The following is a 13692-nucleotide window of genomic DNA, read 5'->3' as shown; positions in this document are numbered from 1 at the left end:
GTACAAATACCTGCGCAAGGAGAATCCCATGCCCATCCCGGCCAACGCCCCCTCCACCGACACTTCCTCCGCCGACACCCCCTCCACTCCCGGCCCGTACTCCCCCACCGAGCGCACCGTCCCGACCCGGGCCCGCGAGCGGGCGACGTACGACCGCGAGGTGGTCCATTCGATACTCGACGCCGGTTACCTCTGCCACCTCGGCTTCGTGCGCGACGGCGCGCCCGTGGTGCTGCCCACGCTCTACGCACGAGTGGGAGAGCGGCTCTACGTCCACGGCTCCACCGGCTCCCGGCCCCTGCGGGAGGCCGGCGAGCAGGACCCCGGGCTGCCCGTCTGCCTGACCGTGACGCACGTCGACGGACTGGTGCTCGCGCGCTCGGCCTTCCACCACTCCATCAACTACCGCTCCGTCGTGGTGCACGGCACGGCCGTCCAGGTCACGGAGCGCGAGGAGCGGTCCGCCGCGCTCGACGCGCTCACCGATCACATCGTCCCGGGGCGCGCCGCCGACTCCCGGCCCGCGAACCCGAAGGAGCTGGCCGCCACCGCCGTCCTCCGGCTGGATCTCGAAGAGGTCTCCGCCAAGATCCGCGCCAAGGGCCCGAGCGACGACGAGGAGGACCTCGGCCTCCCGTACTGGACCGGTGTCGTCCCCGTGACCCGTACGTACGGCACGCCCGTCCCCGCCGACGACCTCGCGCCCGGCATCGGGCTGCCCGGCTATCTCGCGCCCGAGGCCCTCGCCACGGCCCACGGCGGGGACGGCACGGCGAACGGCGCGGTGAACGGCGCGGAGGGGCGCTGATCCCGTAGCCCGCCGCGCACCGCACGCGCACACAGCACCCACCACAAGGAGACCCGAACCCCATGCTCATCCACCCCTGGGACGCCGCCCGCGACGACGCGGAGTGGCAACGGTGGCTCGCGGGCCACGACTTCGGCCAGCTCGCCGTGAACGGCGGCCCCGGAGAGCCGCCCCTCGTCCAGCCCCTGCACTTCGCGTACCAAAGCACGCGAAGTACGCAGAGCACCCGGAGCACGTCGGACGGCGGCACACTGGGCAGCGTCCTCGCCCACCTCGCCCGTCCGAACCCCCTGTGGCCCGCGCTGGACGCGGCCCCGGAGGTGCTGCTCAGCGTCGTGGACGACTACGTCTTCGTCCCCGGCCCCTGGCAGGCGCCCGAGGACACGCCACCGGAGCACGGCGTCCCCACCAGCCTCTACGCCGCCGTCCAGTTGCGCTGCACCGCGCACATCGTCGACGGCCCTGAGGAGAAGGCCGCGCTGCTGCGCGCCCAGATGGACCACTTCCAGCCCGAGGGCGGTTCGGCGCCCGTGACGGCGGGAGAGGCGCCGTACGGGCGGCTGCTGTCCGGCATTCGCGGGCTGCGGCTGGAGGTCACGGACGTCCGGGCGAAGTTCAAGTACGCGGGGCACCGGACGGACGCGGTGCGGCAGCGCATCGCGGAGGGTCTCGCCGCGCGGGGCGGGCCGCGTGACGCGAGCGCGCGCGACCTCCAGTTGCGACGGGGCGCCACGGCGCCGTGACACGTACGGGGCCGGAACGCGTACGGGCCCGCCCGTCGCGAACCGCCCACCCCCGGGGCCGGGCCGCCCGTGGCGCGTCAGGGGGGCGCCGTGCGGGGTGCGTCAGGGGGTGGGCGCCGTGCGGGGCGGGCGGGCGCCGCTGTCCGGTGCTGCGTCGGCGTGCCCGGCGCCGCCGGAGGCGACCAACTCCCCCTGGCCGCCTCCCGTACCGCCCTTCGGCGCCGAAGACTGCGCGATGAAAGCGCCCAGCAGCACGACCGCACCGCCGACGACCTGCACGGGCGACAGATGCTCGCCCAGCAGCACCCACGCGAGCACGGTCGCGATGACCGCCTCCAGGCAGGCGACGACTCCCGCGACCTGGGGCGATAGCCTGCGTACCGAGATGACGCCGGTGAGGTAGGCCAGCACCGTCGCCACCAGGACGATCCACGCCAGCAGCGCGAGCCCTGGCACGGACGTGCCGTCCATCGGGGCCTGTCCGCCGAGCACGGCCCAGTCCATCCGCCAGGGGCGGGCGACGACGGTGAGGACGACGGCGCCGAACAGCAGCCCGTAGGCGATGACCCCGATCGGGTCGGCGGCCCGCTTGCCGTCCTTGGCCGAGCTGCCGTGGTCGGACAGTACGAAGTACGCCGTCTGGCAGCACGCGGCGCCCAGCGCCAGCAGCAGCCCGACGGGGTCCACGCTCAGCCCGGCCCACACCTCGACCACGCAGGCCAGCCCGCCGACGGCGAGCACCACACCCACGGCCGCGGCCCTGGTCACGGGCCGCCGCTGCACGAAACGCACCCATCCGAGCACAAGCGCGGGCGCGAGATACTCGATGAGCAGCGCGACCCCGACGGGGATACGGGAGAGCGCGGCGAAGTAGCACGCCTGCACACCGGCGACGGCCAGCAGCCCGTACCCGGCCAGCAGCCCCGGCCGTTCCCGCAGCAGCGCACGGTGGCGCCAGGCCAGCGGGAGCATCACGAGCGCGGCACCGGCCGCCCGCAGCCAGGTGACATGCAGGGGATCGAGGCCCGCCTCGATCAGCGGTTTGGCCGCGGGCCCTGAACCGCCGTAGGCGAAGGCCGAGAGCAGCGCGATGGCGATTCCAGAGTTCCGGCCCGGGGCGGCCGGCGCGGTGGAGGTGGCGTGCATTGCCACATGATGTCAGGAGCCAACAGCAGTGTCACCCGTGTTGCTCCTGACTCCGAGGCGTACGGCCAGCCGCCCCGTGTCCACTCCAGCGCGCCGCAGCACCTCCACGCCCCGGCACTCCTCGTCCGCCACGAGCCCCGCGAACAGGTCGATGCCCTCGGCCGCCGGCGCGCCCCGGCGCCAGGCCCTGCGCAGTGCGAGATCCATCGCCGCCGAGGCCGTCGGCGACCATCCGGGGACGGCTCCGGGCTGGTCCGCGACGGCGGGCACCGCTCCGGAGTCCTCGACGGCGCCCTGCCAGCGCAGCCCGTAGCCGATGCTGCGCTGCACGAGATAGCCCAGCAGCTTCCCCATCTGCGGGCCGCCGCCGTCCAGGAGTTCCCACACCTCCGGGTCTGACTCCAGGAGGCTGTGGAGCAGATGGGCCGTGTCGATCTGGCGGTCGCCGTCCCGCGCGGCGCGCCTGCGCGCCGTCGTCACCATCGACGCCAGCCGCTCGCTGAGCTGGTCGTCGGCTCCCCTGTCGACGGGCTGACTGGACGATGTACGGATCTCCACGCAACCACCACATCACATGCGCGCTTTTTGGACATCGGCACCCCGGGGCATATGCGGGTCCCACTGAGGTCGGGTATGGCGCCCCGCCTCTCCTCCTTGGGGAGGAGGCGCGATCTTGGCGAGAAGACGCAACCTGAACGCCCGCTTCCACGTCCCACTGGGCGAAGCGGTCCATGACATCCGACGGTGTCCCCGCCTCCCGCGCACGACCGTCCCGCCACGCCCCCGGCCGAGGAGACCGATGGCCACCCGCACCCAGCCCGTACTGGAGAGCTGGCTGGTGGCGCTGCTCGCGATCGACGGCAAGGAGTACGTGTACCGGGTCTACGCGCCCTGCGACGCGCTGCCCGGCGATCTGTTCTGGTCGGCGTTCCACGCGCACGACGACTCGCTGCTCCCCCGCGCGCTCGACTCCTTCGACACGGCCGAGATCTGGCGGCTCCGGGACTGAGCGTCACCGCTCCCGCCACCGCTACCCTTCACCGCTCCCGCCACCACCTCACCGCCCCCGTGTCGGCCACTGGCGAGGCGAAATGGCGCATGTCCCCCATGTCCGCTGACGCCGCCCGTCACCCATGGAGGGTGACGACACACGGAGTTGGCGTGATCTGAGCGGTACGGGGAACCCCCTACGCAGACCGGCAGTCCAAGCACACAACTCTCCGCACGGCAACCACTGGAGACCTCATGGCCCGGCCCCATGCACGCTCCGCGCCCGCCGCTCTCGCCGTCGTCGCCGCTCTGGCCGTCACCCCCGCCCTCGCCGGGTGCGGCGCGGGCACCGTCTCACCCGCGGACGGCGCGCGTTCGCCCTCCGCCCCCTCGTCGGCCGCGGCCTCCGTACCCGGTTCCGGTTCCGGTTCCGGTTCCGGTTCCGGTTCCGGCGAGGACAGCACGTCCGCTCCCGCCGGGTCGGCGGCCAGTTCGCCGCCCGGTCAGGCAGCACCGAAGAGCGACGGCGAGGGAGCCGACAGTGCCCGTGGCGGCGGGGCCCCCGCCTGGTGCGCCACCTCCGCGCTCACCCCCTCGGTCCGCGCCCTCGAAGCGGGAGCGGGCAACCGCTACGCGGCGCTGGTGGTCACCAACACCTCCGGCGCGCCCTGCCGCACCCAGGGCTGGCCCGGCCTCCAGTTCCTCCGCGCCGACGGCGACCCGATCCCGACCACAACCGTGCGCGACCGCTCCCAGTCCGCCACCCAGCTCACCCTCCAGCCCGGCGAGCGCGCCTGGAGCCGCCTGCACTGGACCGTCGTCCCCGGTGAAGGCGACCCGGACGACGGAAGCTGCCCGACCCCCGCGGCGCTCCGCGTGATCCCGCCCGACCAGCGCGAGGCCGACTCCGCGAAGTGGAAGCTGGGGAGCGTCTGCGGGACCGGGCACGTGGAGGAACGGGCACTGCGCGCCGGCGACGGCCCGGCGCGCTGACGGCGGGCGCGACCAGCGGGCAACACGGGAGCCCGGGGCCGGAGGGCACGCGACGGATCGCGCGCGCTCCCGGGCCCCGGGCTCTCTCGTATCCGGGAAGCCGGTCCTCCCCTGCAGGGGATCACCCCTCCCCTGCAGGGGTCAGTCCTCCTCGGCGAGGATCAGATACAGCTTCTTGCGGGCCTCGTTGACCACCTCGAGCGCCTTGTCGCGCTGCTCGGCGGAGCCGGTGGCCCACACCTGTTGGAAGGCGCTGGCCAGGCCGCCGCCCGCCTTGCGCACCTCGTGCAGTGCTTCCCAGTCGACGCCGCGCCCGGCCTCCTCCCAGGGGGCCTCGGGGCCGGACTCGGCCTCGGTACGGCCGGACTCGGTGAGCGCGAACAGCTTCTTTCCGCCCTCGCTCTCGCTGCTGATCAGCCCTTCGTCCTCCAGCATCTGGAGGGTGGGATACACCGAGCCGGGGCTCGGCTTCCAGGCTCCGCCACTGCGCTCGTCGATCTCCTGGATCATCTCGTAGCCGTGCATGGGGCGGTCCTTGAGGAGGGCCAGGATCGAGGCCCGCACGTCGCCGCGCCGCGCCCTTCCGCGCCGTCCCCCGTGGCCGCGGCCACGGCCGCCGAAGGGCGGGCCGTCACCGAAGGGCGGCCCGAAGGGGCCGAAGGCGGCACGCAGCCGCTCGCCGCCGCCGAAGCCACCCCCTCCCGGGCCGCCGAAGCCCCCGAAACCGCCGAATCCACCGGGCCCGCCAGGGCCACCGAAACCACCGGGTCCGCGACCCCCACGGCCGCGTCCGCCCCCATGGGCGTGCTCATGTCCTTCTGTACGCATCGTCGACACTCCTTCTCACTAGTCGTTGATCTGTCGCGATGCCTCAACGATATATCGGAAGAGTTCGCTTAGCAATACCCCACCCCGACACACCTCTGTCCTGTCGCAGTGAAGGTTGATTGCCTCGGCGTCGGCCGTGTCCCGTCTCGCTGAACTTGGAGGAGTCTCACTCGCCTGAGCAGGGCAGCCATCCAATCTCACGTTCGATGGTTGTTGTCGAGGGCGAGGTAACTCGCTGGGGTGACTCGCGTCCCAATCCGTGTGGCTTGTCTCACGGCATCCGCGACGGTCGTGTCATGGATGGAGGCAGCGTCCTGCGGGGGTGAGGCTCCGCCGGACGTCTCGGATCTCGATGCTGACCGAACTCCCACTCGGCAGTGCCCGGCTCTCTCACCTGTGCCGATAGGACTTCGCACAGAGCGGGGGCGGGTGCCAGATACTGTGACGCTCGTCCGCTGACAAGGCGACGGGGGCAACGATGCGCATCGCAGTGACGGGGGCAGCGGGCGGCCTGGGCGGGCGGGTGGTGCAGTTGCTCGCGGGCCAGGACAGCCTGGACGTCGTAGCGATGACCAGGCGGAAACTACCTACGGAGGCATTGCCGGCGCAGGTGGAAGTCGCCGTCGCCGACTACGCTGATCCGCCCGCGCTGCGTGCGGCGCTGAAGGATGTGGACACTCTGGTCTTCGTCTCCAGTGACGGGCCCGATGCACGGATGCTGCTGCACCACCGCAACGTTGTCGCCGCCGCGGCAGCCGAGTGTGTCGGCCATGTCGCGGCGCTGAGCAGCGTCGACGCCGACATGGCGTCCCCGTTCTGCTATGCCGTGGTCAACCGGCTTACCGAGGACCTGCTCCTGGCCTCCGGCGTCCCGTACTCGTTCGCCAGGGCTTCGCTGTACATCGAGTTCTTCCAATCCTGGCTCACCGAGGCACGTGCGACTGGGCTGCTGCGGCTCCCGGCCGCGGATGGCCGGATCTCCCTAGTGGCGCGCGACGACGTGGCCCGCGCCCTCGCCGCGCTCGCGGTGGGTGAGCCGACCGGGCGTCACCATGACATCACCGGCCCCGAGGTGACGGACCTGGCAGGCATCGCCTCGGTCACGGCGGAGGCGTGGGAGACGCCTGTCGCCTACGTGGACATCCCGGCTGACACGTACTGCGCCGAGGCGGCGGCGACCGGCCTGGATCCCTGGTGGCTCTACGCCTTCTCGTCCATGTTCGCCTCGGTGCGCGAGCAGCGCTGGGATCGAGTCTGCAACGACTACACCCGGCTGACTGGCCGCCTCCCCCTCGCTCTCCGCGACGTCCTATCAGCACAGGTGAGAGAGCCGGACGCTGCCGAGCGGGCCAACAACGCGCTCAGTGGGGCCAACTCAAGCGCTGCCGCGGAGCCTGGCCAGAAAACCTCCAAGATCTGATGAGACGGGACAGGCCATCTGGGACCGTGCAGACGCCACCGGGGATCGGCTGTTGACGCTGCCGGTGCTGTTCCATCTCCTCTGCATCCGGGATCTGAGCTCCGAGACGATGACGGTCGAGTTTCTGGGTCCGCGCACGGTCGTCCACTCGGCCGACGGAGCCGGCCGGTGACCGGGAAGAGACAGGTGCCGCAAACGTCCCGCATCGCGGAATTTCCCGAGGCCGCCACCGCGCCGGCCCGATGAAGCCGACCCGGAAACACGGTGGAGCCCGTTCCACCCCAGCTACCGCTGCTGAGCCTGAGTACAGCCAGGTCGTGAGGTGGCCCGGCTGGAGGTCACACGGTGAGGGCGCCGCCGACGAAGGTTCGTTCTGGCGGTGACGCTACGAGTTCGACCATGGTGCCGGCGCGGAGGTCATCGCCGACGACGCGCGTGATCGCGTCGGTGAGCGCGGTGCCGAGGCGCGCGGCGATCTGGACTGCGTCGGGGCGGTCGAAGACGCCAGCGCGGACGCCCAAGATCACCGAGGCGTTTGTGTCCACGGCCTTGCCGCCCTGCGCGAAACGGCCTGCGGGGACACCGGCCAGGCCCCACCAGCATCAACGAGCTGGCCGCTCGGCTGGGCGTGGCCCCGACGACCGTCAGCCTCATGGTCAGCGAGCTGTCACGGCCGGGCGTCCTGCAGCGCACCGCCGATCCCGCCGACCGCCGCCGCCGCATCATCGCCATCACCCCCGCCTACGCCTCACCGATCGGCGAATGGCTTTCTGGCGGCGCCTCTGCCTGGGAATGTGTCATGCGCGGTCTCGACCCCGCGGAACGCGCCACAGTCATCACCGCCCTGCACGCCTACGAGGCCGCCTTGGAGCAGGCGGGCGACCAGCATCGGAAGGCGCAGCCGCGTTAGCGGGCAGCGGAAGCCCGGCCTGAGACAGGACAGCCTCGCCTACCGGTCCACCACCCAGGCCACTTTCCACAGATTGGCCCTTTCCGATGCCTCAGTGGCCCTCTACATTCATGATCATGAGAATTCGTACCGTGGACGCCTTCACCGACCGCCCCTACGCCGGGAACCCCGCAGGGGTCGTCATCTGGGACGAGGGGCCCTTCCCCGAGGACCACCGGCTCCAGCGGCTCGCCAACGAGATCAACCTCGCCGAGACCGCCTACGCGCACCCCCTCACCGACGACCCGGAGGCCGACTGGGCGTTGCGCTGGTTCACCCCCGCCACCGAGGTCGATCTGTGCGGGCACGCGACCCTGGCCACCGCGCATGTGCTGCACACCGACGGCGCCGCCTCCGGCACCGTGCGCTTCCGCACCCGCAGCGGCATCCTGACCGCCACCACCGCGGCCGACGGGGAGATCACCCTCGACTTCCCGACCGCGCCGCTCACCGGGATCCCCGTGCCCGAGGGCGTCGAGGCGGCCATCGGCGCCGAGGTCGTGCGCGCCTACGACACCGGCCCGCTCGGCGACCTCCTGCTGGAACTGGCCGACGAGAAGACCGTGCGCGGACTCACCCCCGACCAGTCCGCACTCACACGCCTCCCGCACCGCTGCGTGCTCGTCACGGCACGCGCCGAGGAGGGGGCGGCGCCGGGACGCGGCACCAAGGGGTACGACTACGTCTCCCGCAACTTCGCCCCGGCCGTCGGCATCCCCGAGGACCCGGTCACGGGCAGCGCCCACACAGCGCTCGCACCCCTGTGGTCGGAGCGGCTGGGCAGCGACACCCTGACGGGGCTTCAGGCGTCGGCGCGCACCGGGCTCGTGCGCACCACGCTGCGCGGCGAGCGTACGGAGCTGACGGGCACGGCGGTCACCGTCCTGGACGCGCAGCTGCGCGCCGAGTTCTGAACCGGTTCTCCGACGGGTTCCGAACCGGCCGAGGGGCGGACGCGGGCGGCGTCGGCGCACCCGCGCCCGCCCCTGCGCCCGCCCCCCACCCACCCCGACCGCTCCGTCGGCCTCCCCGTAGAACTCCCCCGTCACACCGTGGTCGTCACGCCGTGGGCAGCCACCCCACCTTGCCCGCGAGCAGCGCGTACCCCGTGAAGGCCACGATGTCGATCAGCGCGTGCGCCACCACCAGGGGCCCGACCCGCCCCCAACGCCGGTACAGCAGCACGAAGATCACGCCCATCGCCATGTTGCCGAGCATGCCGCCGATGCCCTGGTACAGGTGGTACGAGCCACGCAGCACCGCGCTCGCGGCCAGCGCAGCCATCGGCGCCCAGCCCGACTGGTCGAGCCTGCGCAGCAGATAGCCGACGACGATGACCTCCTCCACCACGGAGTTCTGCACCGCCGAGGCGATCAGCACGGGGAACTTCCACCACACGTCGGGCAGCGACTCGGGAACCACCGTGAGGTTGAACCCCCCGGCGCGCGCCCCGAGATAGAGCAGCAGCCCCGTCCCGCCGATCCCCGCCGCGACCAGCGCGCCCCATCCGGCGTCGAATCCTGGCCTGCGCCTGTCCAGGCCGAGGGCGCGCAGCCCACCGGCCCGTTCCCGCGTCAGCAGATGCGCCACGAGCGCGACGGGCACGAGGGCCGTGGCGATCCCGAAGAGCTGCCAGGCCAGGTCGAGCCACGGACGGTCGGGCGCGCGCGAGGTGTTCAGCTTCGCTGCCTGGTCGGCGAGCCCGCCGGGCGCGGTCAGCGAACCGATGAAGCTGATCAGCGCCGAGACCGCGCTCGCGCCGAGGGACAGGGCCAGTACGAGCACCGTCTCCTGCCGCAGCAGCCTCGGCGACAGCCCGCCGCCGGGCGGCACAGGGGACGCAGGGGTCGAAGCGGTGTCACGCGCCTGTGACTGCACACATGCCTCCAGTTCAGCAATCCCGCCTCTTCGGCACTCCCGCCCCGCTAGGGTCTCGAAAACGGGTACGGGGAGCGCGCGACAGGCCGGGGGGACGAGCGCCATCCGTCACGGCATACCGCCCATTCCTGTCGCCATCCCGCCATCGAGGGGCTTCCAGGAGGGGCGTGGACGCCATGGGACGTCACAGCTTGCCCGACGACTCTGCTTCGTACGGCGCGGGGGCCTCCCCCGCCCTCGAACCGCCACGCCAGGAGCGGCCGCCATCCCGCCAGGAGCGGCGCGGGACGCGGCGCCGCGCCGTCCTGATCGCCACGGCCCTCGTGCTCGCCGTGGGCACCGGCGCCGCCGTCGCCGTGCGCACGGACGTCCTCCCGCTGGGCGACGACTGCGAGGAGAGGTCCGTCCGCCTGCGCGTCGCGGCGGCCCCCGACATCGCCCCCGTGCTGCGCGCGGTCGCCGACCGCGCCCGGAAGCGGCACCTCACCTCGGACGGACACTGCCTCGACGTCCGCGTCAGCGCGCGCTCGGGCGCCGAGATGGCGACGGAGCTGGCGCGCGGAGGCCGCGAGGATCGCGGCAGCGGCGGCAGGGGCAGTGGCGGCAGAGGCAGTGGCGGCGGCGGGCGCGCATACGAGGTGTGGCTGCCCGACTCGGCGCTGTGGGTGGACCGTGCCGCGTCGTCCGACGGCGCACCGCCCCTGGAGACCGTCGGCAACGTGGCCAGCTCCCCCGTCACCCTGGCCACGATGCCCTCGGCGGCCGAGCGACTGGGCTGGCCGGAGAAGAGCTACAGCTGGGCGGGGATCGCGGGCGCCGCGACCGGCGAGAAGGAACTGCGCGTCGGCAGCGCCGACCCCGCGCGCAGCGCGACGGGGCTGCTGGCGCTCACCGCGATCCAGCGCTCCACGGCCAAGGAGCGCGGCAAGGACGCCGAGACCCGTACGGCGGCTGCCGCCGAACTGCTCGCCGAGCGCGCGGCCCCCGGGGACACGCAGGTCATGGCGACGCTGCCCAAGAACGACTCCGGCACGGAGAAGGGCAAACCGCAGCGCAACCAGGCCCTGCTCGTCTCCGAGCAGGCCGCCTTCGCGCACAACACCTCGGCCAACAGCGCGCCCGACCTGAAGCTGTTCTATCCGAAGGACGGCGGCACCCTGCTCGACTACCCGTACACCCTCGTCGACGAGGAGAGCCTCGGCACCAAGAAGAGCCGCGCGGCCTCCCGTTTCCAGACCCTCCTGGGCGACGCGCAGGGCCGCCGCGCGCTGACCCGCGCGGGCTTCCGGCTCCAGGACGGCGGGGCCGAGCCCGCCGTGACCCACCGTGCGGGCGGGCGCGAGCCGCAGCCGTACGGGGCCGCACCGGCCGATCCGCCGTCGGCCGGTACGGTGCGCGCGGCCCTGGGCATGTGGACGATCACGGTGCAGAGCGCGCGGCTGACGCTCGTCGTGGACGCGTCGGCCTCCATGTCGTCGGCCGTGCCGGGGCGTGCGGGGCAGTCACGGATGGACGTCACCAAGGCGTCGCTGCTCCAGGGGCTCTCGCAGTTCACGCCGGACGACGAGATCGGCCTGTGGGAGTTCGCCACCCGTCTTGAGGGCGAGCGCGACTACCGCGAGCTGGTGCCCACCGCGCGGCTGGGCGACCGAGGCGGCGACGGCACGACCCAGCGCGACAGGCTCACCTCTGCCTTCGGCCGTCTGCACCCGATCCCGGGCGGAGCGACGGGCCTGTACGACACGGCACTCGCCGCGTACGAGAAGGCCCGCGAGACCTACCGCCCCGGCAAGTTCAACGCGCTGGTCGTGCTCACGGACGGCGCCAACCAGGACCCGGACAGCATCTCCCGCAAGAAGCTGACCGAGAAGCTCAAGCGGCTCAGCGGCGGCGACCGTCCCGTACCGCTGATCGCCATCGCCGTCGGGCCCGACGCCGACGAGGAGGCGTGCGAGGACCTCGCCGGGGCGACGGGCGGCTCGGCGCACCAGGTCGACGATCCCGCGCAGATCTACTCCGTGATCCTCAAGGCCGTCATGGCGGCGGGCAGCAAGCACTGAACCGCCCCCCCACCCGCCGCGCGGCACACAGCACCGCACACAGCACCGCACAGGGCGCAGCACGCCGCGCACAGCACCGCACGCGGCAAGCGCCACGCCGCGGAACCGCCGTCAGGGACCGGCCGGCCAAGTGTGCACCGGCTCCCCGGTCAGGGCCAGTTCGCGGTAGCGCCGCGTCACCGCCGCCAGTGCCTTGTCCCGGTCCAGGCCCGCTTCCTGCGCCCGGTGATAGGCCGCCGCCTGCCAGGAGGCGCCGTTCACCCCCAGGCGGCAGCGCTCCTCGATGACGGACAGATACCGGTCCCTGTCCGCCGCCTCCACGCCCCAGGCGTCGAGCCCGGCCGCGGCGAGGGGCAGCAGTTCCTCCCGCACGAGCCGCACCGCCGGCACCTGCGCCAGCCCGCCGCCCCTCCCCGCGCGGGGCCACCACAGGTGCGCGTCGATGCCGTGACGGCATGCCGCGTCGAAGTTGCGGGAGGCGTCCTCGAAGGGCAGCCGCGCCCACACCGGGCGCGGTTCGTCGGACAGGGCGCGGACCAGCCCGTAGTAGAAGGCGGTGTTCGCCAGGACGTCCGTGACGGTGGGCCCGGCGGGCAGCACCCTGTTCTCCACCCGCAGATGCGGTACCCCGTCGACCACTCCGTAGACGGGCCGGTTCCAGCGGTAGACGGTGCCGTTGTGCAGCGCCAGCTCGGCCAGCGTCGGGGTGCCGCCCTCGTCGAGCACGCGCAGGGGTTCCTCGTCCTGGCAGATGGGGAGCAGGGCCGGGAAGTAGCGCAGGTTCTCCTCGAAGAGGTCGTAGGCCGAGTCGATCCAGCGCTCCCCGAACCAGGTGCGCGGCCGTACGCCCTGCACGGACAGCTCGGGCGGGCGGGTGTCCGTCGACTGGAGGAAGAGCGGCGGCCTGGACTCGCGCCACAGTTCACGGCCGAAGAGGAAGGGCGAGTTGGCGCCGAGCGCGATCTGCGCGCCCGCGACCGCCTGGGCCGCGTTCCACGCGTCGGGAAAGCGCTCGGGGGTCACCTGGAGGTGGAGCTGTACGGAGGTGCACGCGGCCTCGGGCGCGATCGATCCTGAGGTGCACCTGAGCCGCTCGACCCCCTGTATGTCGAGGACGACCTCCTCGCCGCGCGAGGCCATGATCTGGTCGTTGAGCAGCGTGTACCTGGCCGCCGAGGTGAGGTTCGACGAGACGAGATCCTCGTCCGTGAGCGTCGGCAGAATACCGATCATCACAATGCGCGCGTCCACCTCGCTCGCCTGCCTGTCCGCGTAGGCGAGTCCCGTGCGCAGTTCCTCCGCCAACTGGTCGAAGACACGCCCGGAGAGCTGGTGCGGCACGATATTCACTTCGAGATTGAACTGTGCCAGCTCGGTCTGGAAATCCTCGCTCGCTATTCGCTCCAGAACCTCCGCATTCATCATCTGGGGCATCCCGTGGGCATCGGCGAGATTCAGCTCGATCTCCAGCCCCATGAGATTCCTGGGGCGGTCGAACCGCTTCTCTTCCAGCAATCGCTCCAGGCTCTGAAGACACTGGCGCAACTTCCGCCGGTACCGCTGCCGATCGGACAGGTCGAACCTGTCGGCCACGACCTTCTCTCCCATCGGAGCGTCCCTCCTCCATACGGCCGCTTCGTGTCAGCCATGATGCCCTGCCATGTGATCGACAACGCCTCACCGGCCCCCACAGGCTCAACAGCCGCTAGGCTGGACGGAGTCGCACGCAGGCACATTCCGGAGGCATACGGTCCGGGGCCGGGGACCGGTACGCGGCGCTCGTGAAAAAAACCGACGAGTTTCCGCCGACCGCGTATTCCACTTCCTCCGAGGCAGACGACGCGCATAAGGCACTCATCAGCGGGAATGCCCCCTCG

The 13692-nt window shown here is 72.3% G+C and carries 14 protein-coding genes; 8 read left to right on the top strand and 6 right to left on the bottom strand.

The features are described 5' to 3' along the window. Positions 1–28 precede the first annotated feature (28 nt). The gene (locus tag ACYVOO_RS40250) at positions 29–808 is read left to right on the top strand and encodes a pyridoxamine 5'-phosphate oxidase family protein (protein ID WP_461020684.1); all 780 of its coding nucleotides are present in this window, start codon (positions 29–31) and stop codon (positions 806–808) included. Between the two features lie 62 nt (positions 809–870). Beyond that, positions 871–1551 (top strand): FMN-binding negative transcriptional regulator, encoded by a 681-nt coding sequence (locus tag ACYVOO_RS40245; RefSeq protein WP_461020683.1) that lies wholly within the window; start codon positions 871–873, stop codon positions 1549–1551. Positions 1552–1653: 102 nt separating this feature from the next. On the opposite strand, the gene ACYVOO_RS40240 is transcribed toward ACYVOO_RS40245, so the two are convergent. Beyond that, complete coding sequence (locus ACYVOO_RS40240) at positions 1654–2697, bottom strand: EamA family transporter (RefSeq protein ID WP_461020682.1); 1044 nt, start codon at positions 2695–2697, stop codon at positions 1654–1656. Positions 2698–2709: 12 nt separating this feature from the next. Further along, positions 2710–3180, bottom strand: a complete 471-nt coding sequence (locus ACYVOO_RS40235) for a Clp protease N-terminal domain-containing protein (RefSeq protein ID WP_461020704.1) — start codon at positions 3178–3180, stop codon at positions 2710–2712. A 316-nt stretch (positions 3181–3496) separates the two neighbouring features. Between ACYVOO_RS40235 and ACYVOO_RS40230 the strand changes: the two genes are divergently transcribed. Together ACYVOO_RS40230 and ACYVOO_RS40225 are read left to right on the top strand one after the other, a co-directional pair. After that, positions 3497–3706, top strand: coding sequence for a hypothetical protein (locus tag ACYVOO_RS40230; protein WP_461020681.1), 210 nt, complete (start codon positions 3497–3499; stop codon positions 3704–3706). 236 nt (positions 3707–3942) lie between these two features. After that, positions 3943–4680 (top strand): DUF4232 domain-containing protein, encoded by a 738-nt coding sequence (locus ACYVOO_RS40225; protein ID WP_461020680.1) that lies wholly within the window; start codon positions 3943–3945, stop codon positions 4678–4680. Positions 4681–4821: 141 nt separating this feature from the next. Here ACYVOO_RS40225 and ACYVOO_RS40220 read toward each other — a convergent pair whose 3' ends face one another. After that, complete coding sequence (locus ACYVOO_RS40220; protein WP_461020679.1) at positions 4822–5508, bottom strand: PadR family transcriptional regulator; 687 nt, start codon at positions 5506–5508, stop codon at positions 4822–4824. 478 nt (positions 5509–5986) lie between these two features. Between ACYVOO_RS40220 and ACYVOO_RS40215 the strand changes: the two genes are divergently transcribed. Further along, the gene (locus tag ACYVOO_RS40215) at positions 5987–6928 is read left to right on the top strand and encodes an NAD(P)H-binding protein (RefSeq protein WP_461020678.1); all 942 of its coding nucleotides are present in this window, start codon (positions 5987–5989) and stop codon (positions 6926–6928) included. 338 nt (positions 6929–7266) lie between these two features. On the opposite strand, the gene ACYVOO_RS40210 is transcribed toward ACYVOO_RS40215, so the two are convergent. Continuing rightward, positions 7267–7473, bottom strand: coding sequence for a hypothetical protein (locus ACYVOO_RS40210; RefSeq protein WP_461020677.1), 207 nt, complete (start codon positions 7471–7473; stop codon positions 7267–7269). Positions 7474–7556: 83 nt separating this feature from the next. Here ACYVOO_RS40210 and ACYVOO_RS40205 point away from each other — a divergent pair, with 83 nt between their 5' ends. Then, positions 7557–7838: a hypothetical protein gene (locus tag ACYVOO_RS40205; RefSeq protein ID WP_461020676.1), complete on the top strand. Its 282-nt coding sequence runs from the start codon at positions 7557–7559 to the stop codon at positions 7836–7838. A 116-nt stretch (positions 7839–7954) separates the two neighbouring features. Next, complete coding sequence (locus ACYVOO_RS40200; RefSeq protein ID WP_461020675.1) at positions 7955–8791, top strand: PhzF family phenazine biosynthesis protein; 837 nt, start codon at positions 7955–7957, stop codon at positions 8789–8791. 145 nt (positions 8792–8936) lie between these two features. Here ACYVOO_RS40200 and ACYVOO_RS40195 read toward each other — a convergent pair whose 3' ends face one another. Beyond that, a complete protein-coding gene (locus ACYVOO_RS40195; RefSeq protein WP_453349144.1) occupies positions 8937–9710 on the bottom strand; it encodes a CPBP family intramembrane glutamic endopeptidase in 774 nt (257 codons plus the stop codon). Positions 9711–9931: 221 nt separating this feature from the next. Between ACYVOO_RS40195 and ACYVOO_RS40190 the strand changes: the two genes are divergently transcribed. Next, positions 9932–11815, top strand: a complete 1884-nt coding sequence (locus ACYVOO_RS40190; protein ID WP_461020674.1) for a substrate-binding domain-containing protein — start codon at positions 9932–9934, stop codon at positions 11813–11815. A gap of 111 nt (positions 11816–11926) precedes the next feature. On the opposite strand, the gene ACYVOO_RS40185 is transcribed toward ACYVOO_RS40190, so the two are convergent. After that, positions 11927–13423 carry a glutamate--cysteine ligase gene (locus ACYVOO_RS40185; protein ID WP_461020673.1) on the bottom strand — a complete coding sequence of 499 codons (1497 nt, stop codon included), beginning with the start codon at positions 13421–13423 and terminating at the stop codon, positions 11927–11929. Between the last annotated feature and the right edge of the window lie 269 nt (positions 13424–13692).

Source organism: Streptomyces daliensis (assembly GCF_054782395.1).
This window is presented reverse-complemented; position numbering and strand designations above follow the sequence as displayed.